The sequence below is a fragment of the Streptomyces sp. NPDC001970 genome (assembly GCF_053594115.1).
On the sequence record NZ_JBSFDW010000030.1, the window covers coordinates 100,455 to 122,778 of the forward strand.

General features: G+C 72.2%; 15 protein-coding genes. 13 read left to right on the top strand and 2 right to left on the bottom strand.

All coding sequences use genetic code 11. The features are described from left to right. Window positions 1-34: 34 nt before the first annotated feature. The 10 genes from ACWCP0_RS30230 (at window position 35) to ACWCP0_RS30275 (ending at window position 17,175) form a co-directional block, all read left to right on the top strand. Window positions 35-1,126 carry a hypothetical protein gene (locus ACWCP0_RS30230; RefSeq protein ID WP_451081933.1) on the top strand — a complete coding sequence of 364 codons (1,092 nt, stop codon included), beginning with the start codon at window positions 35-37 and terminating at the stop codon, window positions 1,124-1,126. A 128-nt stretch (window positions 1,127-1,254) separates the two neighbouring features. Beyond that, window positions 1,255-2,010, top strand: a complete 756-nt coding sequence (locus ACWCP0_RS30235) for a TIGR03936 family radical SAM-associated protein (protein ID WP_451081934.1) — start codon at window positions 1,255-1,257, stop codon at window positions 2,008-2,010. 284 nt (window positions 2,011-2,294) lie between these two features. Continuing rightward, window positions 2,295-6,536 (top strand): Rne/Rng family ribonuclease, encoded by a 4,242-nt coding sequence (locus ACWCP0_RS30240; RefSeq protein WP_451081935.1) that lies wholly within the window; start codon window positions 2,295-2,297, stop codon window positions 6,534-6,536. 335 nt (window positions 6,537-6,871) lie between these two features. After that, window positions 6,872-7,990 carry a DegT/DnrJ/EryC1/StrS family aminotransferase gene (locus ACWCP0_RS30245; RefSeq protein WP_451081936.1) on the top strand — a complete coding sequence of 373 codons (1,119 nt, stop codon included), beginning with the start codon at window positions 6,872-6,874 and terminating at the stop codon, window positions 7,988-7,990. Then, complete coding sequence (locus ACWCP0_RS30250) at window positions 7,987-9,003, top strand: Gfo/Idh/MocA family protein (RefSeq protein WP_451081937.1); 1,017 nt, start codon at window positions 7,987-7,989, stop codon at window positions 9,001-9,003. The genes ACWCP0_RS30245 and ACWCP0_RS30250 overlap by 4 nt, the downstream gene beginning before the upstream one ends. Beyond that, on the top strand, window positions 9,000-10,568 hold the full coding sequence (locus tag ACWCP0_RS30255) for a glycosyltransferase family 4 protein (RefSeq protein ID WP_451081938.1): 1,569 nt from the start codon (window positions 9,000-9,002) through the stop codon (window positions 10,566-10,568). Before ACWCP0_RS30250 ends, ACWCP0_RS30255 begins: the two co-directional genes overlap by 4 nt. Next, the gene (locus tag ACWCP0_RS30260) at window positions 10,552-12,213 is read left to right on the top strand and encodes a glycosyltransferase family 2 protein (protein WP_451081939.1); all 1,662 of its coding nucleotides are present in this window, start codon (window positions 10,552-10,554) and stop codon (window positions 12,211-12,213) included. Before ACWCP0_RS30255 ends, ACWCP0_RS30260 begins: the two co-directional genes overlap by 17 nt. Beyond that, a complete protein-coding gene (locus ACWCP0_RS30265) occupies window positions 12,210-13,493 on the top strand; it encodes a nucleotide sugar dehydrogenase (protein WP_451081940.1) in 1,284 nt (427 codons plus the stop codon). The genes ACWCP0_RS30260 and ACWCP0_RS30265 overlap by 4 nt, the downstream gene beginning before the upstream one ends. A gap of 248 nt (window positions 13,494-13,741) precedes the next feature. Beyond that, window positions 13,742-15,037, top strand: a complete 1,296-nt coding sequence (locus ACWCP0_RS30270; RefSeq protein ID WP_451081941.1) for a glycosyltransferase — start codon at window positions 13,742-13,744, stop codon at window positions 15,035-15,037. Further along, entirely contained in the window at window positions 15,034-17,175 is a 2,142-nt protein-coding gene (locus tag ACWCP0_RS30275; protein ID WP_451081942.1) for a glycosyltransferase, read from the top strand. The genes ACWCP0_RS30270 and ACWCP0_RS30275 overlap by 4 nt, the downstream gene beginning before the upstream one ends. 78 nt (window positions 17,176-17,253) lie before the next feature. Here ACWCP0_RS30275 and ACWCP0_RS30280 read toward each other — a convergent pair whose 3' ends face one another. Next, window positions 17,254-17,856 (bottom strand): acyltransferase, encoded by a 603-nt coding sequence (locus tag ACWCP0_RS30280; RefSeq protein ID WP_451081943.1) that lies wholly within the window; start codon window positions 17,854-17,856, stop codon window positions 17,254-17,256. Next, the gene (locus ACWCP0_RS30285) at window positions 17,853-19,787 is read right to left on the bottom strand and encodes a hypothetical protein (RefSeq protein WP_451081944.1); all 1,935 of its coding nucleotides are present in this window, start codon (window positions 19,785-19,787) and stop codon (window positions 17,853-17,855) included. Before ACWCP0_RS30285 ends, ACWCP0_RS30280 begins: the two co-directional genes overlap by 4 nt. A 249-nt stretch (window positions 19,788-20,036) precedes the next feature. On the opposite strand from ACWCP0_RS30285, the gene rplU reads away from it, so the two are divergent. From rplU to obgE, 3 genes are all read left to right on the top strand, one after another. After that, window positions 20,037-20,357 carry a 50S ribosomal protein L21 gene (gene rplU / locus ACWCP0_RS30290; protein WP_451081945.1) on the top strand — a complete coding sequence of 107 codons (321 nt, stop codon included), beginning with the start codon at window positions 20,037-20,039 and terminating at the stop codon, window positions 20,355-20,357. Window positions 20,358-20,371: 14 nt separating this feature from the next. Further along, entirely contained in the window at window positions 20,372-20,626 is a 255-nt protein-coding gene (gene rpmA / locus ACWCP0_RS30295) for a 50S ribosomal protein L27 (RefSeq protein WP_189937709.1), read from the top strand. 170 nt (window positions 20,627-20,796) lie between these two features. Then, complete coding sequence (obgE, locus tag ACWCP0_RS30300) at window positions 20,797-22,233, top strand: GTPase ObgE (protein ID WP_451081946.1); 1,437 nt, start codon at window positions 20,797-20,799, stop codon at window positions 22,231-22,233. Window positions 22,234-22,324 lie beyond the last annotated feature (91 nt).

Sequence of the window (22,324 nt, forward strand, 5' to 3'; positions counted from 1 at the left end):
GAACCCCGCGCCGGGCCGTCGCGTCTCCCCGATCATGGACCTGGAGAAGCGGGAGCAGTCGCCTTCGCCCGAGGGCTGTCTGGCGGAGGCCATCAGGATCCCCGTACGGATCGTGGTGCTTCTCGTCGTCGTGCCCGTACGCATGGTCTGGGACGCTCTCGTCGTGTGCGGCCGGGCGCTGTACCGGGTGCTGCTGCACCCGGCCGGCCGCGCGCTGGAATGGCTGTACGAGACGGTGCTCGCCCCGTTGGGCCGAGGGACCGCCTGGATCGCCGCAGCGGTCGCCATGGGGGCATGGTGGCTGGCCAGGGCCGTCTTCTACCGGCCGTGGCTGGGACTGTGGCGGTACGTGATCGTGCCGGTCGTCGCCCTCGGCGTCGTGGCTCCGCTGTCCTGGCTGTACCGGGCCGTCCTGACTCCGGTCGGTCACGGACTGGCCTGGGTGTACGCCCGTCTGCTGACTCCGCTCGGCCACGGCATCGGGTGGCTCCTGTGGGCGGTCCTCGTCCGACCGTGGACCGCGCTGTACCACTGGGTGCTGACCCCGTTGGGCCACGGCGTGATCTGGCTGTGCGCGCACGTCCTCGCCCCGGCCGGCCGCGGCCTGTGGACCGCCGTCGTCCGGCTGATCGGCGTGCTGGTCGTCGCGCCCGCCGTCTTCGTGTACCGCCGGCTCCTGACGCCCGTCGGCCGCGCCCTCGCCGTCGTCGGGCGGGAGATCGGCGACGCGTTCGTGGTCGCCTGGCGTGTCGCCGGCTACGTGTCCCGTGCCGTCGGGCGCGCACTGAAGTGGCTGGCGTGGAATCTGCTCGGGCGACCGGCGAGCTGGTTCTACCGCACCGTCTGCACCCCGGTGGGGCACTTCGTCCGCGACCAGGTCTGGGCCCCGGTCAGGCAGGCGTCCGTCGAGGCCGGACGGGCCGTCCGAGGTGCGCTCGCCTCGGCCCGGGAGACCGTGCGGCAGGCGCGCCGGGACGCCTGGCGCGCGCTCGTCGGCGGGCCGCGCGAGCCGCGGGCCGTGGAACCGGTACCGGCCCGGGCGCGTAACCTGGAGGGGACACAACACATACCGACTGTCCCCGGCGTGGCGCCCGGACCCGGGATCTCCCTGCACAAGCGGGCGTGAGCCGGGCGGGACGTCCTCCGGGGGGAACCGCAGGCCACACAGGGCGGCGCACGAACGCGCCCGCCCCGCACCGAGGAGAAGATCCACTGGGCAAGCGACAGCCCGAAGGCCCGCCGCCCGCACCCGCGGTGCAGCGCATCCGACTGCGCTACACCAAGCGCGGCCGCCTCCGGTTCACGAGCCACCGCGACTTCCAGCGCGCCTTCGAGCGTGCGCTGCGCCGCGCCGAGGTGCCGATGGCGTACTCGGCGGGCTTCACTCCGCACCCGAAGGTGTCGTACGCGAACGCCGCGCCCACCGGCACGGGCTCCGAGGCCGAGTACCTGGAGATCGCGCTCACCGAGGTCAGGGACCCCGAGAGGCTGCGGGTCCTGCTCGACGAGTCGCTGCCGGACGGGCTCGACATCACGGACGCGGTCGAGGCGCGCACGTCGGGTCTGGCGGACCGGCTGACCGCGTCCGTGTGGGAGCTGCGGCTCGACGGCGTCACGGTCGAGGACGCGCAGAAGGCCGTCGATGCCTTCCTCGCGGCCGAGACCGTGGAGGTCCAGCGCCGGACGAAGAACGGCATGCGGACCTTCGACGCACGCGCTGCCGTGGCCGGGCTGCAGGTGGACTCTCCACAGCCTGATAGGCCCGGAGAGGGGCCCTGTGCGATACTGCGGCTGGTTGTGCGGCACGTGACACCTGCCGTGCGACCCGACGACGTCCTGTCCGGTCTCCGAGCTGTGGCCGACCTGGCGCCGCCGGTCCCCGCAGCGGTGACCAGGCTGGCGCAGGGGCTCTTCGACGAGGAGTCCGGCACGGTGACCGACCCGCTCGCGCCCGATCGCGAGGCAGTCACGGCCGCCCCACCCATGGCCGCCGGGCTCGCCTCCCCCTAGCTCCGCTGGGGCTCCGACGACGGCGCCGGAAGGTGCCGGTCCCGCGCAAGGGCAGTCGTCGTAGCGCCGCCCTCGTACTCGGGAGCCACCTGGGTCGGGCAGCGCACAGACCAGGAGACTTTCGCCAGGCCGTGCGTACATCGCGTACGGAACCGGCGAGCCAGACATACAGCTCCCGTGCGGCGCCCGCGCCCCGGACAGCGGCTTTCGCGCTCATCACGCGGACGTGCCGCCGGACCGGAACCAGACGCGGCGCCCGGGAGCGTGACGGGAGAACCGCCCGCATGCTCGAGCCGAACGACCCCGGCGTGACCGGGGACGACAACACCCAGGACAACGAGAACTCCACACCCAGCGACACGCTGCCCCCGCGCCGCCGTCGCCGTGCGGCGTCCCGCCCGGCGGGTCCGCCGACGGCAGCCGCGGTGCAGACGGTGACGGACGTGACCGCGTCCGTCTCGGCACCCATACCTGCACCGTCCACGGAGGCGCCCGCCGCCGAGCCCGCCGCCGAGGCGGCGGAGCCGCGTACGCGCCGTAGGGCCACGCGCAAGGCGACCGCGCCCGAGGGTGCGCCCGCCACCGGCGAGGCCGTTGCCGAAACCGCCGCTGCGACCGGCGCCCTCGAGGCCGCCGCCGCATCCGAGGCCGCCGCTGCCGAGGAGACCGCCCCGGCGCCTGCCGGCACGCGTCGCCGTGCGACCCGTAAGGCGACCGCTCCGGCCGACGCGCCCGCGGCTGCCGAGGCCGTCGTCGAGCCCACGGCCGCGTCGGAACCTGCCGCGGAGGCACCTGCCGCTGCCGAGCCCGCTGCTGAGGCGACCGCGCCGCGTACGCGGCGCCGTGCGACGCGCGAGGCGACCGCGCCTGCCGCCGCCGAGATCGTTGCCGAGCCCACTGCGGCGCCTGCCGCCGCCGAGCCCGCCGCCGAGGCGCCCGAGCCGCGTACCCGCCGTCGGGCCACGCGCAGGACGGCCGCCCCCGCTGGCTCGCCCGCCCCGGTGGAGGCGGCCGTGGCCGCCGGCGCCGTCGAAGACATTGAGGAAGGTGCCGTGAGCGAGAACGCCGCGGAGACCGAGGGCGCCGCGAAGGCGCCCGCGCGCCGCACCCGCCGCCGGGCGACCGCCCCGGCCGGTGCGCCGGAGGCGGCGGAAGCCGCTGCCCCCGAGGCCGTGGAGACCGAGACCGAGCCCGGGGCCGAGGAAGCCCCGCGTGGCCGCACGCGCCGGCGTGCCGGCCGCCGGGCGACCGCCCCGGCCGGTGCGCCGGAGACGGCGGAAGGCGCTGTGCCTGAGGCCGTAGAGACCGAGCCCGGGGCCGAGGAAGCCGAGGAGGCTCCGAGCGGCCGCACGCGTCGCCGTGCCACCCGCCGGGTCGGCGCGGCCGTCCAGGAGGACGAGGCCGCGGCCGGAGGCGAGGGCCTGCCCGCGGACACCGTCGCGCAGATCGCCGCCGACGAGGCCGAGGTCGAGGCGGCCGAGCGGGCCGCTTCGCGCGGACGTACGCAGCGTCGTGCCGCCGCGCCGAAGTTCACCGCCACCCCCGAGCCGGAGAAGGCCGAGGAGCCCGCGCGCGGGCGCCGTGCCGCGCGGCCCGCCGTGGCCGTGTTCCAGGCCCCGGTGTTCACCGAGCCGATGTTCCAGACGCCGGAGACCGCCGCTGCCGCGGCCGCCGCCGAGGCCGCCGAGGTGGCCGAGGAGGAAGAGGCCGTCGAGCCCGCCCCGGTCGCCGAGACCGCCTCGCGCCGTCGCCGTCGCCGCCGTGGCGAGTCCGTCGAGGTCGCCGAGGTCGCCGAGGAGCCCGAGACCGAGGCCGTCGAGGAGCCGGAGGCCGAGGCTGAGGCCGAGGCCGAGGCTGAGGCCGAGGAGGCCGAGGAGCCCGAGGAGGCCGACGAGTACGAGGACCGGCCTTCGCGCCGCCGCCGCCGCGGTGGCCGGCGCCGGCGCCGTGGCGAGGCCGTGGAGGCAGAGGGCCCCGAGGCCGCCGACGAGGCCGAGCAGGCCGAGGAAGAGGCGGAGGAGGAGACCGAGGACGAGGACGAGGACGAGTCCGAGGGCCTCACGCCGTCCGCCGCCGGCACCAGCAGCAGCCGTCGTCGTCGTCGCCGTCGTCGTCGCAGCGGTGAGCCGGCCGAGGTCGAGCCGGGCACCGACGAGCCGGAGCGCACGGTCGTCAAGATCCGTGAGCCCCGTGCCAAGGCCGAGCCGTCCGACGAGGTGCAGTCCATCAAGGGCTCGACCCGTCTCGAGGCGAAGAAGCAGCGCCGCCGCGAGGGCCGCGAGCAGGGCCGCCGCCGCGTCCCGATCATCACCGAGGCGGAGTTCCTGGCGCGCCGCGAGGCCGTCGAGCGCGTGATGGTCGTCCGCCAGAACGGCGACCGCACCCAGATCGGCGTTCTCGAGGACAACGTGCTCGTCGAGCACTACGTCAACAAGGAGCAGTCGAGCTCGTACGTCGGCAACGTCTACCTGGGCAAGGTGCAGAACGTCCTGCCGTCCATGGAGGCCGCCTTCGTCGACATCGGCAAGGGCCGCAACGCCGTCCTGTACGCGGGTGAGGTCAACTTCGAGGCGCTCGGGCTCGCCAACGGCCCGCGCCGTATCGAGTCCGCGCTCAAGTCCGGCCAGTCCGTCCTCGTCCAGGTCACCAAGGACCCGATCGGTCACAAGGGCGCCCGGCTCACCAGCCAGGTCTCCCTGCCCGGCCGCTACCTGGTCTATGTGCCCGAGGGCTCGATGACCGGCATCAGCCGCAAGCTGCCCGACACCGAGCGCGCCCGGCTGAAGACCATCCTCAAGAAGATCGTTCCCGAGGACGCCGGCGTCATCGTCCGTACCGCCGCGGAGGGCGCCAGCGAGGATGAGCTGGCCCGCGATGTCGAGCGGCTTCAGGCGCAGTGGGAGGAGATCCAGAAGAAGGCGAAGAACGGCAACGCTCCGACCCTTCTCTACGGCGAGCCGGACATGACCGTCCGTGTCGTCCGCGACATCTTCAACGAGGACTTCTCCAAGGTCATCGTCAGCGGTGACGAGGCGTGGGAGACCATCCACGGCTACGTCGTGCATGTCGCACCCGACCTCACGGACCGGCTGAACCGCTGGACCTCCGAGGTCGACGTCTTCGCGACGTACCGGATCGACGAGCAGCTGATGAAGGCACTGGACCGCAAGGTCTGGCTGCCGTCCGGCGGCTCGCTGGTGATCGACAAGACCGAGGCGATGGTCGTCGTCGACGTCAACACCGGCAAGTTCACCGGCCAGGGCGGCAACCTCGAGGAGACCGTCACCAGGAACAACCTGGAGGCGGCCGAGGAGATCGTGCGTCAGCTGCGGCTGCGCGACCTGGGCGGCATCGTCGTCATCGACTTCATCGACATGGTGCTGGAGTCCAACCGGGACCTGGTGCTGCGGCGCCTGCTGGAGTGCCTGGGCCGCGACCGTACGAAGCACCAGGTCGCCGAGGTCACGTCGCTGGGCCTGGTCCAGATGACCCGTAAGCGGGTCGGCCAGGGTCTGCTGGAGTCGTTCTCGGAGACCTGCGTCCACTGCAACGGCCGCGGCGTGATCGTGCACATGGAGCAGCCGACCACCGCCGGTGGCGGGGGCGGCGGCAAGCGTGCGAGGAAGCGCGGCCGCGGCGGCGCCGAGCACGTCCACGAGCACGAGGTCGTTCTCGAGGCGCCGGGTGGCGAGGCTCCTCCCGCAGACGAGGAGATCGAGACCGAGGCCGAGGTCGCGGCGGAGGTCGCGGCGCCGGTCGCGCTGCCCGAGCCCGCCTTCGCCCCGGACGAGGAGCTGTACGGCAGCGCCGCCGAGGCCGAGGCGGCGGCGACCCGGGGCCGTGGCCGCCGCCGGGCGACCCGCAAGGCGACCGCTCCGGCGGGCGCGCCGAAGGAGGCCGAGCCGACGCAGCCGGAGCCGGTGCAGGAGGCCGTCGAGGCCCCCGCCGCCGAGCCCGTCCGCCCGGTCGAGGAGGAGCCGGCCCCCACAGGCCGTACCCGCCGCCGTGCCACCCGCAAGGTGACGGCCCCGGCCGGCTCGCCGAAAGGGACCGAGGCCCCCGTCGAGATCGTGGCCGAGGCGCCGGCGCTCGTTGCCGAGGTGCAGGCGCCCGAGCCCGAGGCCCCCGTGGCCGAGGCCCCGTCCGCCGAGGGGGAGGCGGCCGTCGCCGCTCCGCCGCGCGCCCGCCGGCGGGTGACCCGCAAGGTCACCGCCCCGGCCGGTTCGCCGTCGGGCGCGGACGAGGCCGCGGTCGTCGTGGTCGCCACCGCGCCGCAGGCATCGGAGACGGCCGCGGACGCCGCGGCGGACGTCGCGGGGGCGCCGGTCAAGAAGGCGACCCGCACGACCGCCAAGAAGGCCACGGCGAAGAAGGCCGCCACCAAGAAGACGGCGGCCAAGAAGACCGCGGCGAAGAAGACGACCGCCAAGAAGGCCACCAAGGCGGCCGCCAAGAAGACCGCCGCCGCGGAGCAGCAGACGCTGCCCTCCGTGACGGCGGCCGCGCCCCCGGCCGTCGAGAGCTGAACAATCGGTGGCCGGTGTCTGAACGTTCGCGTCCCGTCCCTCATGATTGAGGGACGGGACGCGGCGTTTGTAGCGCAATCGATGCCTGGCCCCGTTAACGCCCCAGAAATTGACTACGAAATTCCTGATAATGTGACGGCGGTCGCTGCCGTGTCGGGGCCCCGCCCGGAGACTACGGTCGGTGACCGGCCCGGTTAACGGGACAGACCGGTCCCAGCAATTCCTCGGTAGGGCGTCGGCCTTTGCGCCGGAGGGGTACGCGCGGCCCACAGGACGCCCCGCAGCCCCTGACCTCTGCCACATAGAGCTCTTGCGGTGTTCAAGGAGGACGTCCAATGCCGAGCAGCAACGAGCAGCCCATCCCCGCTGCCCGCCCGGTCATCGGTGAAGAAGAGATCGAAGCCGCCGTACGCGTTCTGCGCAGCGGCCGGGTCGTGCAGGGCCCCGAGGTGGCCGCGTTCGAGGAGGGCTTCTCGGAGCTCGTGGAGGGCCGACACTGTGTGGCGGTCAACTCCGGTACCTCCGCGCTGCACCTCCTTCTGATGGCTTTGGGTATCGGTCCGGGTGACGAGGTGATCGTCCCGTCGTTCTCGTTCGCCGCCTCGGCCAACGCCGTGCGTCTGGTCGGCGCCGACGTCGTCTTCGCCGACATCGAGGCGGACACGTACTGTCTCGACCCGGCCGCCGTCGAGGCCGCCATCACCCCGCGCACCGCCGCGATCATGCCGGTGCACCTGTACGGCCACCCGGCCGCGATGGACAAGATCATGGCCATCGCCGACAAGCACAAGCTGGCCGTCGTCGAGGACGCCTGCCAGGCGCACGCGGCCGCGCTCAACGGAACCCCGGTCGGCGCCTTCGGCTCCGGCGGCACGTTCAGCTTCTACCCGACCAAGAACATGCACAGCCTCGAGGGCGGCATGATCTCGACGGCCGACGCCGAGATCGCCCGGACCCTCCGCCTGCTGCGCAACCAGGGCATGGAGCAGCGGTACGCGAACGAGATCGTCGGCGCCAACATGCGCATGACGGACGTCGCCGCGGCCGTCGGCCGTGTCCAGCTGTCGAAGCTGGGCGGCTGGACCGAGCAGCGCATCGCGAACGCCGCGTACCTCTCGGAGAACATCACGACGCCGAACATCGTGACGCCGGTCGTCGCCGAGGGTGCCCGCCACATCTACCACCAGTACACGGTCCGGGTCCGCGGTGACCGCGACGCCGTCATGGCCGGGCTCACCGAGGCGGGCGTCGGCAACGCCGTCTACTACCCGACCCCGATCCACCGGCTGAGGCCGTACTGGGAGCCGGACCAGAAGGCCGGCCGCAACTGGGACCTGCCCGAGACCGAGCGTGCGGCCGCCGAGGTCGTCTCGCTCCCCGTCCACCCCTCGCTGTCCGAGAACGACCTTGAGCGCATCGTCACCGCTGTGAACGCGCTGGGAGAGAATCTGTGACTGCCGCTGCACTGCGAGCCGGGCTGATCGGCCTCGGCTCCATGGGACGCCACCACGCGCGCGTCCTGGCCGGTCTCGACGGTGTCGAGCTGGTCGCCGTCGTCGACCCGATGGGGGACAAGAACGGCTGGGCGCAGGGCGCCCCCGTGCTGTCCACCGTCGAGGAGCTGATCGCCCTCGGCATCGACTACGCCGTCGTGGCCACCCCCACCGGTCTGCACGAGGAAGTCGGCCTCAAGCTGGCCGAGGCCGGGGTCGGCGCGCTCGTCGAGAAGCCGGTCGCGGACACCGTCGACGGTGCCCGCCGTCTCGTCGAGGCCTTCGAGTCGCGCGGCCTGGTCGCCGGCGTCGGCCACATCGAGCGCTGCAACCCGGCGCTGCGCTCCCTGCGCGCACGGCTGGAATCGGGCGAGCTCGGTGACGTCTACCAGGTCGTCACCCGCCGCCAGGGCCCCTTCCCGCACCGCATCGCCGATGTCGGCGTGGTCAAGGACCTCGCCACCCACGACATCGACCTCACGGCCTGGGTCACCGGCCGCGAGTACACCTCGATCGCTGCGCACACGGTCTCCAAGTCCGGCCGCCCGCACGAGGACATGGTCTCCGCCGTCGGCAAGCTCAGCGACGGCACGATGGTCAGCCACCTCGTCAACTGGCTGAGCCCGCTCAAGGAGCGCTTCACCTCCGTCACCGGCGAGCGCGGCTGCTTCATCGCCGACACCCTCACCGCCGACCTGACGTTCTACTCGAACGCGGCCGTGACCACGGAGTGGGAGGCGCTGAGCGCGTTCCGCGGTGTCGCCGAGGGCGACATGATCCGGTACGCCATCCCGAAGCGCGAGCCGCTCCTCGTCGAGCACGAGCTGTTCCGCGACGCCGTTCTCGGCAAGTCGCAGGACATCTGCACGCTGCGCCAGGGTCTGCGCACCGTCGAGGTCGCCGCGGCCGTCATCGACTCCGCCAACACCGGCCTCACGGTGAAGCTCGAGAGCGGGGACCGCGCGAGCTCATGACCGCCGACCACACCGCATGGCCCGGCCGCGGTACCCGCGGGCGGATCGTGATGCTCGTCGACAACAGCGTCCACGGTGACTCTCGGGTCCAGAAGGCCGCGGCGTCCGCCGCCGCGGCCGGCTGGGACGTGATCCTGCTCGGCAAGTACTCGGGCAAGGGCGAGGACACCTGGAAGCTCGGTGACGCCGAGGTCCGGTTGATCCGGATGAACGCCAAGCTGTCCGTCAAGCCGAAGGACCTGCGGGGTGCGCCGCTGCGGCGGCCGCTCGCGTACTCCTCGGACCGGATCCACGCCTTCCGGGTGCAGCAGGTCAAGGCCTGGCGCGCGGATCTGCGGGTGCGCACCGACGAGCTGAAGGCGACGGGCAGTGCCGGGCTCGGCGCCACGCTCACCAAGGGCTGGCTGACGGTCCCCAAGGCCGCCTCCAGGGCCACCTCCAAGTGGGTGACGCTGCGCGGCCGCGAGACCAAGAGGCTCGCGAAGATCAGGCGGACCCGCTCCGCGCCGCTCGACAAGCTCACCACCCGGTTCTGGCTCACCACCATGGGCGACCGGGCCTGGCGGCGTCTCGACCCGGGCGTGTGGGACTTCGAGCTGAACTTCGGCCCCGTGATCGACGCGCTGAAGCCCGACCTGATCCACGCCAACGACTTCCGGATGCTCGGCGTCGGCGCGCGCGCCACGCTGCGCGCCCGCGCCGCGGGCCGGAAGACCGAGCTGGTCTGGGACGCCCACGAGTTCCTGCCCGGCGTGCGCTCCTGGGCGAACCAGCGCAAGCTCCCCGCGATGGTGGGGTACGAGCGTGAGCACGCCAAGTACGCGGATGCGGTCATGACCGTCTCCGGCGGACTCGCCGACCTGCTGCAGAAGACGCACGGACTGGCCGAGCGCCCGGCCGTCGTCCTCAACGCACCGGACGCAGAGGCCACCCAGAAGGTCGTCGACGAGCCGGTGCCGGACATCCGTGAGCTGTGCGGCATCGGTCCCGACGTCCCGCTTCTCGTCTACAGCGGCCTGGCCGCCGCCCAGCGCGGCCTCGGCATCATGGTCGAGGGCCTTCCGCAGATCCCGGACGCCCACGCGGTGTTCGTCTGCGGGGACCCGCAGGCCGCGTACGTCCGCGGACTGCTGAAGCGCGCCGAAGAGCTCGGTGTGGGCGACCGCGTCCACGCCGTGCCGTACGTGCCGCACTGGCAGGTCGTGCCGTTCCTGTCGGGCGCCGATGTCGGCGTCATCCCGATCCACCACTGGCCGAACCACGAGATCGCGCTGATCACCAAGTTCTTCGAGTACTCGCACGCGGGCCTGCCGCTCGTGGTGAGCGATGTGAAGACGATGGCGGAGGTCACCCGCGAGACCGGTCAGGGCGAGGTGTTCACCGCACAGGACACCGACGACTACGTCCGCGCGGTAGAGGCCGTGCTCGCCGACCCGAAGAAGTACACCAAGGCGTACGAGAAGGAAGGCCTGCTCGAAGGCTGGACCTGGGAGGCCCAGGCCAAGGTTCTCGACGGCGTCTACACGAGACTTCTGCAGGGGGCGGGGGATGACCAGAACCCCTGACGTCACCGTCGTCGTCGCCGTCTACAACACGATGCCGTACCTCACCGACTGCCTGAACTCGCTGGTGGGGCAGAGCATCGGGGTGGACCGGCTGGAGGTCGTGGCCGTCGACGACGGCTCGACCGACGACAGCGGCCGGGAGCTCGACCGCTTCGCCGAGCGCTACCCCGGCACCGTGAAGGTGCTCCACCAGGCCAATTCCGGCGGCCCGGCCGCACCCAGCAACCGGGCCCTGGAACTGGCCACCGGCCGTTACGTGTACTTCATCGGCTCCGACGACTACCTCGGCGAGGAGGCGCTGGAGCGGATGGTGGCCTGCGCCGACGAACACGGCTCCGACGTCGTCGTCGGCAAGATGGTCGGCACGAACGGCCGCTACGTCCACCAGGCGCTCTACCGGCAGAGCGACCCGGACATCAGCCTGTACGACTCGGCGCTGCCGTTCACGCTGGCCAACACGAAGCTGTTCCGGCGGGAGCTCGTGGAGCGGCACAGGCTGCGCTTCCCCGAGGACCTGCCGGTCGGCAGCGACCAGCCGTTCACCATCGAGGCGTGCGTCCGGGCGAAGAAGATCTCGGTCCTCGCCGACTACACGTACTACTACGCGGTGAAGCGCGGTGACGCGAGCAACATCACGTACCGCGCCAACCATCTGGCACGGCTGCGCTGCACCGCCGAGATCATGAAGTTCACGGCCGGTCTCATCGAGGCGGGCCCGCAGCGAGACGCGGTGTTCAAGCGCCACTTCACCTGGGAGCTCGCCAAGCTGGTCCAGGACGACTTCCCGGCCCTCGACCGGCAGACCCAGGTCGAGGTCTGCGCCGGGATCGCGGCCCTCGCCGACGAGTACTTCACCGAGCCGCTGCGCGACTCGATGGACGTCAAGCGGCGGGTACGGATCGCGCTGGCCCAGCGCGGCGCCGTCGGCGAGCTCGTCCGTGCCATCAGTGACGAGGCCGTGGGGGTCCCCCCACGGCCGCAGGGCGTAGGGGGAGGAGCGCCCCCGATGCTGCTGGAGGACGGCCGCGCGTATGTCCGCTACCCCGGCTTCCGCGACCCCGCCCTGGGCCTGCCCGACCGGCTCTTCGAGGTCATCGGCGAGTCCGTGCCCAAGCAGCTCGCCGACGGCACCGGACTGGTCTCCGCCGAGTGGCAGCAGTCCGGCCAGGACCTGTCGCTGGCCCTCGCGGTCCGCGTCCCGGTCGCCGGAGAGACGGACTCCGCCGTCATCAGGCTGGCCGCCAAGGCCATGCCGAAGAGTGCCGACAAGCCGGGTGCCCGCCGGCTGCCCGTCGGCACCGAACTCCCTTCCTCGGCCGGGGAGTTGAGCCGTACCGCGACCGCCGACGGCATGGGGACGGTGCTGAGTGCCCGGATCCCGGTCAAGCCCGTGCGGGCCAAGCTCGGCGTCCGCGCCTATCTGGACGTGGCAGGCTCGACGTACGAGGTCCCGGTGAAGACCCTGGGCCTGCCGCTGCCCCTGGCACGGCGCTGGCGCGAGGCGGTCCCGTACCGTGTCTCCGCCAACGCGAACGCCAAGGGACGGCTGGTGATCACCACCGCTCCGCTCTGGGAGTCCTCGTCCGGCGAGGGCGGCCGGCTGCGCCACTTGATGTCCCGTGTGAAGAGGAAACTGACCCGATGAATATCTGTGTAGTCGCGCTCGGCAAGATCGGGCTTCCGCTCGCCGTGCAGTTCGCCGCCAAGGGCCACAAGGTCATCGGCGCCGACGTCAACGAGAAGGTCGTCGAGCTGGTCAACGCCGGCACCGAGCCCTTCCCCGGCGAGCACGACCTGGACGTCAAGCTGAAGCAGGCCGTCGACGCCGGGCTGCTGTCCGCCACCACCGACACCGCCACGGCCGTCGCGCAGTCCGAGGCCGTCGTGGTCGTCGTCCCGCTGTTCGTGGACGCCGAGGGCACCCCGGACTTCGGCTGGATGGACGCCGCCACCCAGGCCATCGTCAAGGGCCTCAAGCCCGGCACCCTCGTCTCGTACGAGACGACTCTGCCGGTCGGTACCACCCGCACCCGCTGGGCGCCGATGCTGGAGCAGGGCTCCGGCCTGACCGCCGGCGAGGACTTCCACCTGGTCTTCTCGCCGGAGCGCGTCCTCACCGGCCGTGTCTTCGCCGACCTGCGCCGCTACCCGAAGCTCGTCGGTGGCATCGACGAGGCCTCGACGCAGCGCGGTGTGGAGTTCTACGAGCAGGTCCTCGACTTCGACGAGCGCACCGACCTGCCGCAGCCCAACGGCGTGTGGGACCTGGGCACCGCCGAGGCCTCCGAGCTCGCCAAGCTCGCCGAGACCACGTACCGCGATGTCAACATCGGCCTGGCGAACCAGTTCGCGCGCTTCGCCGACAAGAACGGCATCGACGTCAAGAAGGTCATCGAGGCCTGCAACTCGCAGCCGTACAGCCACATCCACCAGCCCGGCATCGCCGTCGGCGGCCACTGCATCCCGATCTACCCGCGGATGTACCTGTGGAACGACCCGGAGGCGACCGTCGTGCGCTCGGCCCGCGAGGCCAACGCCGCCATGCCGGAGTACGCCGTCGACCTGCTGGCCGCCGCCTACGGCGACCTGCAGGACGTGAACGTGCTGGTGCTGGGCGCCGCCTACCGCGGTGGCGTCAAGGAGACCGCCTTCTCCGGCGTCTACGGGGTCGTCGAGTCGCTGAAGGCGCGCGGCGCTGTGGCGTTCGTCTCGGACCCGATGTACACGGCCGAGGAGCTGGCCGCGCACGGCCTCACCCCGCACCAGGGCGAGAAGGTCACCGCCGCGGTCCTCCAGGCCGACCACGCCGAGTACCGCGAGCTGGCCGCCTCCGACCTGCCGGACGTGACCGTCCTCGTGGACGGCCGCCGCACCACCGACCCGGCCCGCTGGGAGGGCGTCCGCCGCGTCGTCATCGGCGGCTGAGAAACACCTCACACCTGTGGGCGTCCCCGGCTCTCCGGGGGCGCCCGCAGGCGTGTCCGGGCGGGGCCGACAGGGCCGCCGCGGCCCTGGCCAAAGCCGGGCTGAGGGTTGCGTCATGCTAGCGTTCTGGGGTGTCTCCCACCCCTGCTACCCAGCGCACAGAGGTCCGTCGGAACGACGGCGGACGCAGGCATGTGATCTACCTTGCGATCGGCTTCCCGCCGGCCGCGAAAAGCTGTGCCTACCGGATGACCGAGACGGCAAACCAGTTCATCGCCCAGGGCTGGGACGTCACCGTGGTGACCATCCAGCAGGAGTCCTGGGAGCGTGACTTCGGTCTCGACCACACCCTCTCCGAGCGCGTCGACCCGCGCGTCCGCGTCGTCGAGCTGCCGCTCGTGCGAGAGGACCTCGAGACGGACCTCCGGAAGTTCCCCGAGTCCCGTGCGCTGAACCCCGGCAAGTGGGTGCAGGACTACCGCCAGGCGGGCATGAGGGCCTTCCCGGAGCCGATCTACGGCGGCTGGCGCTACGACCTGGAGAAGGCCGTCCAGCGGCTGCACCGGGAGAAGAAGGCCGACCTGGTGCTCGCCACCTGCGTGCCGTACGTGAACATGGCCGCCGCGCTCAAGCTGTGGGAGACCGCGCGCGTGCCGTACGCCATCGACTTCCGCGACGGCTGGTCCGTCGACGTCATCGACGGCGGCGAGGCCTTCACCCACGACTCGGTGTCCGGCAAGTGGGAGCGCAAGGTCCTCACCCACGCCGTGTCGCACTGGCTGGTCAACGACCCGATCGCCGACTGGTACCGGGAGCGCTACCCCGACCTCGCCGACAAGATCCACGTCGTGCGCAACGGGTACGACGAGGCCAGCGTCCCCGCAGCGACCCGCACCCCGGATCCGGACAAGGGCCTGGTCTTCGGCCACCTCGGCGTGGTGACCTCGCCGCCCAGGATCCTCAGGTCCGTGCTCGACGGCTGGCGCATCGCCCGCGAGCGGGACCCGCTCGTGGCCCGCTCCAGCCTGGAGATCCGCGGCCAGATCGGCTCCGGCGCGCACCGCGAGGCCAACGCCCACATGGAGCTGATCCGGCAGTCCGCCGGCGACGCCGTCTCCTTCGGCGGCCCCGCCCCCAAGGCCGAGGTGCCGGAGATCTTCGCCTCCTGGGACGTACTCCTCCTGATGATCATGGGTGGCAAGTACATGACCTCGGGCAAGGTGTACGAGTACATGGCCACCGGCCTGCCCGTGATGTCCGCGCACAAGGTCGAGCACGACGCCACGACCGTGATGACCGGGCACCCCCTGTGGACCGGCGCCTGCGGCTTCGACCCCGAGAAGCTCGCCGACCTCTACTCCACCGCCGCGCGCATCGCGTTCGAGGCGACGGACGAGCAGCGGGCCGCGGCGAAGGCGCACGCCGCTCAGTACGCACGAGCGGCCCAGATGGGCCCTGCAGTCCGCAAGCTGACGGAACTGGTGACATCAGGACAGGCGTCCCCTTCCGTGCGGACCAATGACGTGGAGGGCCTCCCCGCATGATCGACGTTCTCCTGATCGCGGGCACCGTGCCACAGCCCGCGGTCCTGAAGGCATCCCTGGACAAGTTCCGCGAGGCAGGCGCCACCGTCCGGCTCGCCGGGCTGTTCGACATCGCGGACATCGACGCCGGCCTCGACCTCGCGGGCCTGCACTCGCTGCCCGAAGCCGGCGCGGTGCACGGCGAGAAGTTCCTCAAGGGCACCGAGAAGGGCTCCGCGCTCAGCCGCACCTGGAAGTTCGTCCAGCGGGACCGCTGGGTGCGCTCCCGGGCCCGCAGGGCGGACGTGCTCGTCGCGCTCGACCAGCCTGCGGTCTACACGGTCTGGCGGCTCTCCCAGCGCAACCGCCGCGCCGACGCGGTCTTCGGCATCGTCCCGGCCCTCAAGGCGGTCGCCGACCGCCGCGAGCGCCCCGGGCACTACGCGCTGCAGGGCGTCTACCGAAGCCTTCCCTCGCCCGCCGTGGCAGCCCGCACCGTCACGCGCACGGCCCGCCGCGGCGCCAACGGCGTGTACCGGAAGGCGACATCGCCGCGCGTGCTGCGCACCTCGGTCGGCGCGAAGGCCTGGCGGGCCATCGTGTCCGCCCCCCGCGTCCCCGACTCCCCCCGTGCCGAACTGGCGCACCGGGTCAGCCACAGCATGTCCAAGGGCGGCCGCAAGGCCGGCGCCTCGATGGTGCTGAACTCCGCCGCCGCCCGGATCGCCGACGGCGCGCTCAAGGCGGAGCTGCTCGCCGAGGCCGCCCGCAAGGACATCGCCCGCGGCCACGACGACCCGAAGGCCCGCGCCCAGGCCATCAAGGCCCTGCTCACCCTGGCCGACCAGCGCTTCGCGAACCACGACGCCAAGCAGGCCGCGCACGCCCTGTCCTCGGCGCTCACGCTGGCCTTCCACCGGGCCCTGCACTTCGACGACCTGTCGTCGCCGCTCAGCTCCGACACCGACGGCTACATGGCGCCGTTCCGCGCCAGCAAGGCCTTCGCCGCGCTCTCGGCGCCCCGCGGCCGCGAGCTGCCCGCCGCGACCGGGCTGCCCGCGGACCGTCCGCTGCGGCTGCTGGTCACCACGTACTCCAACGCGAACTTCCTGAAGCCGATCATGGATCGGTACGCCGATCACCCCGGCGTCGAGATCCGCTTCCTCGACCTCAAGGCGGACGACGAGCTGCGCCCGCTCGCCAAGGGCGGCCAGCGGATGATGGAGTACCTGCTCGGCGGCCAGCGTGGCTTCGGCAACAAGGTCGAGGACGCGCTGCGGCCCCACCTGGACTGGGCCGACACCGTCTTCGTCGACTGGGCCACCAACGCCGCGGCGCTGTTCACGCTGGTCGACCCGGGCACGACCCGGATCGTCGTACGGCTGCACAGCTACGAGGCGTGGACCTTCTGGCCGCACCTCGTCGACCGCTCCCGCATCGACGACCTGGTGTTCGTCGGTGACCACCTGCGCGACCTGGCCGTCGACATACTCCCCGACCTGGGTGAGCCCGGCGGTCCGAAGCTGCACGTCATCGCCAACGCGATGGACCTGGAGCGCTACCAGCTCCCGAAGGCCGAGGCGGACGCCCGGTTCACGCTCGGCCTCGTGGGCGTCAGCGCCGTCGCCAAGGACCCCCGCTGGGCGCTCGACGTCCTGCGGGAGCTGCGCAGGCACGACAGCCGCTACCGGATGGTCATCGTCGGCGACGGCCTCGACCCCAAGGCCAGCGCCGCCGCCCGCCGCTACGACGACCTCCTGCGCGAGGACCTCGAGGAGCTGGAGGCCGAGGGCGCGGTCGAGCTGTACGGGCGCACCGAGGACGTGCCGGGCGCGCTCACCGGGATCGGTGTCATCCTCAGCAGCTCGGTCCGGGAGAGCTTCCACTGCGCCCTGGTCGAGGGCGCGGTCAGCGGGGCGCTCCCGGTGGTCCGCGACTGGCCCTTCTTCGCGGGCAAGGAGAACGGCGCCCGGACGCTGTACCCGGCCGACTGGATCGTCACGACGCCCACGGAGGCGGCCGAGCGGATCCTCGAGTGGACCGGCTCCGAGGAGCGCTGGCGCGAGGCCACGGCCGGTGCGGCGAAGCTGTCGCTGTCGACGTGGGACTGGTCGGTCGTGAGCGTCGAGTTCGACAAGCTGCTCCTCCACGAGGACTGACGGCGCTTCGCCCAAGCATGCGGCCCCGCACCACCCGTGGGTGGTGCGGGGCCGTTGTCGTATCAGCCGGGGCGGCCCCTAGGCGACGCGCTCGGCCAGGACCCCGTCCTTCTCGTCGAACAGCGCACCGGTCTGCGGGCACTCCCACACCCCCGGCTCGCCCTCGCGCTCGGTCAGGCGCACGCCCGCGCGGCCGACCCAGCCGATCTGCCGTGCCGGAACGCCGACGACCAGGGCGAAGTCGGGTACGTCACGCGTCACGACGGCACCCGCGGCGACCATCGCCCACCGGCCGATACGGACGGGGGCGACACACACCGAGCGCGCGCCGATCGAGGCACCGTCGGCGATCTTCACACCGACGGCCTCCCAGTCGCCGCCCCGCTTCTGCTTGCCCTCGGGGTCCACGGAGCGCGGGTTGAGGTCGTTGGTGAGGACCACGGCGGGACCGATGAAGACACCGTCACCGAGCTCCGCCGGCTCGTAGACGAGCGCGTAGTTCTGCAGCTTGCAGTTGTCGCCGATCTGCACACCCGTACCGACGTAGGCACCGCGGCCCACCACGCAGCCCTCGCCGAGACGGGCGCCCTCGCGGATCTGGGCGAGCTCCCACACACTGCTGCCGGCGCCGATCTGGGCGGTCTCGTCGACCTGGGCGGTGGGCTGGACCCTGTAGTTCACTTCTCTGCCTTCCGGTGTCTGGCTTCGCCCGGCGAGCATACGCCGCCCCGGCCCGGGCCTCGGTGGCGCTGCCGCTCCTTGCGGGCCCCGGCGAGCTGCGCGCCGAAGTACAGCGTCACCAGGGAGACCAGGACGGCGCGCAGGACGCCGATCCCGGGCGACCACCAGGCCCACACCGCGGCCGCGCCGAAGACGACGAAGGCCAGGGTGCGCAGCAGCCACCAGCGCTTCGGGCGCGGGGCCGGGCCGCTGCCGGGCGCGGAGGTCAGCAGCCGGTCCGGGTCGTCGGCCATCGTGTCCCGCATGCCCGCGAGGAGCCCGCGGCGCTCGAGCAGCCGGGTGCCGGGGACGTCCGCCAGCACGTCGGGGCGGTCGCCGAAGCCGTCCGGGAGCGGCGGGAGGCCGAGGGCGGCGACGAGATCCGCCTGGCGGCGGGCGGGGGAGTCGGAGGAGCGCAGCAGCCCGGTCAGGGGCCGCGTGTCCTCGACCTCGAAGATCCGGGCGAGTGCGGTGGCCGTCGCGGCTGCGGTGGCGTGGTCGCCGACGGGCGCGGCCGGGTCCCACTCGTGCGTGACGACCTCCTTGCCCTTGTGGAGCAGGGTGAAGCCGGCGCGGTCGCCGATCCGGCGCAGCACGAGGGCGGGCCACTTCTCGCCGGTGGTGAACGTGTCGGCGGCCGCGGTGAGCCGGTCCCCGCCGATCAGCGTGGCCCGCCTGCCGGGGGACTCGTCGGGCGCGAGCGCCACATAGCTGGCCGAGCCGCCGGCCGGGGCGATCCTCAGCGGGACCCCGCAGAGCAGGGCCGCCTCGGCGACCTTCGCGGGCGGTGCCGCGGCGACGGCCAGGAGGTGGACGGGCGGGACGGCCGGGACGGCCGCGGCGGTTCCCGTGACGGACGCGGGCGGTGCGGAGAAGAACGGGACGCGGCTCGCAATCTGCATCCGTACGCCCGTACGGAACTCCAGGAACTCCTCGCGGGCGTCGCCGAAGTACCCCCAGGGGCCCGAGCGCGCGTGCACCCCGATCGCCCGGAAGACGTCCAGCGCCTCCTCGAAGCGCTGGGCGAGGATCAGCATCAGCGCGAGGTCGTTGCGGAACCCCGCCGCCTCCGGGTCGCCCGCTTCGTAGAACGAGGACAGCTGCAGCGCGCGGTCCACCGCGGCGTCGATGCGGGACCGGTCGATCGGCCCGTCCTCGGTGCCCGAGGCCACCACGTCGTACTCGATGGCGGCGTCCAGCGGCAGGGCGTGCAGCAGGGAACCCGGAAGGGCCTCGGCGGCGGCCCGCTCCGCGAACGCGAACATCTCCTCGTGCGAGCCGTACCACTTGTCGCACAGATACTGCAGCGCCGTGGCGTGGCAGCCGTAGTGGTGAGGGGCGCGCGCGGTGGCCTCCGCCCAGTACGCGTCGAAGACCTCGCGAGGGGCCTGGATGCCGCGGGCGTGGGTGAGGGCGATCCGCCAGGGCACGGGGTCGCCGGGGTTGAGCTCCGCGGCGGCGCCGATCACCGGGACGGCGTCCTCGAGCAGCGCGAAGAACGCCTGGAACTGGTCGCGCGACACATGCCGGGCGCGTGCCCCGGTACGTACCGCCCAGGCCCGGTGGATGCTCAGATCGGCCTTGACCAGCATGGCGTCCGGGTCCTCGGGGGACTCGTCGAGCCAGGCGTCCAGCCAGCCGGGGTTGTGCAGCGCCGACTCGGCCAGCACGCCCACGGAGGAGCTGCGGCGCTCCCACTCGGCGCCGAGCCGGGTCGCGGCGAGCAGCTCACGGGCGGGCCCGTGGTCGCCGGCGGTGGCCGCGGTCACGACGGCACGCAGCGGGGCGGGCGGCTCGTCGAGGAGCACGGCCTCGTCAGGGGGCAGGTCGGCCCCGATGGCGGAACCGTGGCGCAGCAGCCGTGGCATGGTGATCAGGGAACGCAGGGACACGAGCGCTCATTCAACCGGTGCGGGTACTCGACCACCAGGTGTTCCACTGGTAGAGAGCCGGTTTGACCCCCCGAGGCCCGCCCCGTAACCTTGACCGTCGGCGTGTTTCCATGCACGCCAGCTTCTGAGCACCTCCCTCCCGACCCTGGGTCGGGAGAGGTCGTCCATCCACTGCGGACAGTCGCGGGCCCCGGCCCGTGCGGGCGGCTGGCATCAGGGGTTCCCGTTCCGAGCGAGAGAGAGATCCGCGTGTACGCCATCGTGCGCAGCGGTGGTCGCCAGCACAAGGTTGCTGTCGGCGACATCGTTGAGGTTGACAAGATTTCCACTGCCAAGGTTGGCGACACGGTCGAGCTCTCGACCCTGCTCGTTGTCGACGGCGACGCTGTGACCAGCGACCCCTGGGTCCTGTCCGGGATCAAGGTCCAGGCCGAGGTCGTGGACCACCACAAGGGCGCCAAGATCGACATCCTGCGCTACAAGAACAAGACCGGCTACCGCCGTCGTCAGGGCCACCGCCAGCAGTACACGGCGATCAAGGTCACGGCGATCCCCGCGGCTGCGAAGTAAGGGACTGAGGAGAGATGGCACACAAGAAGGGCGCATCGTCCACCCGGAACGGTCGCGACTCCAATGCTCAGCGGCTCGGCGTGAAGCGCTTCGGCGGTCAGGTCGTCAACGCCGGTGAGATCCTGGTCCGTCAGCGCGGCACCCACTTCCACCCGGGCTCGGGCGTCGGCCGCGGCGGCGACGACACGCTGTTCGCGCTGCAGGCCGGTGCGGTGGAGTTCGGTACCCACCGTGGCCGCAAGGTCGTGAACATCGTTCCGGTCGCCTGATCCAGGCCCCTTGCTGCGTTTTCCCGGGGGGTGACCCCCGGACCCCAGCAGGAACGAGTTTTCGCGAGGGCGGACCTCACTTCTCGTACGGAAGTACGGGAAGCGGGTCCGCCTTTCGCGTGTTACGCAGTAGACATTTCCGCACGTATTTCCGTACTGGAGGCCCCACCATGACCACCTTCGTGGACCGCGTCGAGCTGCATATCGCCGCGGGTAACGGAGGCCACGGCTGCGCCTCCGTACACCGTGAGAAGTTCAAGCCCCTCGGCGGGCCCGACGGCGGGAACGGCGGCCGTGGCGGTGACGTCATCCTCACCGTCGACCAGTCCGTCACGACGCTGCTCGACTACCACCACTCGCCGCACCGCAAGGCCACCAACGGCAAGCCGGGCGAGGGCGGCAACCGCCAGGGCAAGGACGGCCAGGACCTGGTGCTGCCGGTGCCGGACGGCACGGTCGTCCTCGACAAGCAGGGCAATGTGCTGGCCGACCTGGTCGGACACGGGACCACGTACGTCGCCGCGGAGGGCGGCCGCGGTGGCCTCGGCAACGCGGCGCTGGCCTCGTCCCGCCGTAAGGCGCCCGGCTTCGCGCTGCTCGGCGAGCCGGGGCACGCGGGCGACGTCGTGCTGGAGCTCAAGACCGTCGCGGACGTGGCGCTGGTCGGCTACCCGAGCGCGGGCAAGTCCTCGCTGATCTCGGTGCTGTCGGCCGCCAAGCCGAAGATCGCGGACTACCCCTTCACCACGCTCGTCCCGAACCTGGGTGTCGTCACCGCCGGCTCCACCGTCTACACGATCGCGGACGTCCCCGGGCTGATCCCGGGCGCCAGCGAGGGCCGGGGCCTCGGCCTGGAGTTCCTGCGGCACGTCGAGCGCTGCTCGGTGCTCGTCCATGTCCTGGACACGGCGACGCTGGAGTCGGAGCGGGATCCGGTGACCGACCTCGACGTCATCGAGGAAGAGCTGAAGCAGTACGGCGGTCTGGAGGACCGTCCGCGCATCGTCGTCCTGAACAAGATCGACATCCCGGACGGCAAGGACCTCGCGGACATGATCCGCCCTGACCTGGAGGAGCGCGGCTACCGCGTCCTCGAGGTGTCGGCGGTCGCGCGTACGGGCCTGAAGGAGCTGTCCTTCGCGCTGGCCGAGATCGTGGCGACGGCGCGCGCGGCCAAGCCGAAGGAGGAGGCCACCCGGATCGTCATCCGCCCGAAGGCGGTCGACGACGCGGGCTTCACGGTCACGCAGGAGGAGGACGGCCTCTTCCGCGTGCGCGGCGAGAAGCCGGAGCGCTGGGTGCGCCAGACGGACTTCAACAACGACGAGGCGGTCGGCTACCTCGCGGACCGGCTCAACCGCGTCGGCGTCGAGGAAGAGCTGATGAAGGCGGGGGCCCGGGCCGGCGACGGCGTGGCCATCGGCCCCGAGGACAACGCGGTCGTCTTCGACTGGGAGCCGACCCTGATGACCGGCGCGGAGATGCTCGGGCGCCGTGGCGAGGACCACCGCTTCGATGCCCCGCGCCCCGCGACCCAGCGCCGCAAGGAGCGCGAGGCGCAACGGGACGACGCGCAGCGCGAGTTCGACGACTTCGACCCGTTCTAGACGAGCCATTCCGAATGCTGACGGTGTGTCCGGGAACGCAGACAGGGCGTCCAAGATCGTTGTGTGACGAACAACCTAGACGCCCTGCTGA

Bases quoted from the DNA above. Each gene is read 5' to 3' on its own strand.
- ACWCP0_RS30230 (WP_451081933.1), top strand. From the start codon at position 35: ATGGACCTGGAGAAGCGGGAGCAGTCGCCTTCGCCCGAGGGCTGTCTG.
- ACWCP0_RS30240 (WP_451081935.1), top strand. From the start codon at position 2,295: ATGCTCGAGCCGAACGACCCCGGCGTGACCGGGGACGACAACACCCAG.
- ACWCP0_RS30245 (WP_451081936.1), top strand. From the start codon at position 6,872: ATGCCGAGCAGCAACGAGCAGCCCATCCCCGCTGCCCGCCCGGTCATC.
- ACWCP0_RS30255 (WP_451081938.1), top strand. From the start codon at position 9,000: ATGACCGCCGACCACACCGCATGGCCCGGCCGCGGTACCCGCGGGCGG.
- ACWCP0_RS30260 (WP_451081939.1), top strand. From the start codon at position 10,552: ATGACCAGAACCCCTGACGTCACCGTCGTCGTCGCCGTCTACAACACG.
- ACWCP0_RS30265 (WP_451081940.1), top strand. From the start codon at position 12,210: ATGAATATCTGTGTAGTCGCGCTCGGCAAGATCGGGCTTCCGCTCGCC.
- ACWCP0_RS30270 (WP_451081941.1), top strand. From the start codon at position 13,742: ATGACCGAGACGGCAAACCAGTTCATCGCCCAGGGCTGGGACGTCACC.
- ACWCP0_RS30275 (WP_451081942.1), top strand. From the start codon at position 15,034: ATGATCGACGTTCTCCTGATCGCGGGCACCGTGCCACAGCCCGCGGTC.
- rpmA (WP_189937709.1), top strand. From the start codon at position 20,372: ATGGCACACAAGAAGGGCGCATCGTCCACCCGGAACGGTCGCGACTCC.
- obgE (WP_451081946.1), top strand. From the start codon at position 20,797: ATGACCACCTTCGTGGACCGCGTCGAGCTGCATATCGCCGCGGGTAAC.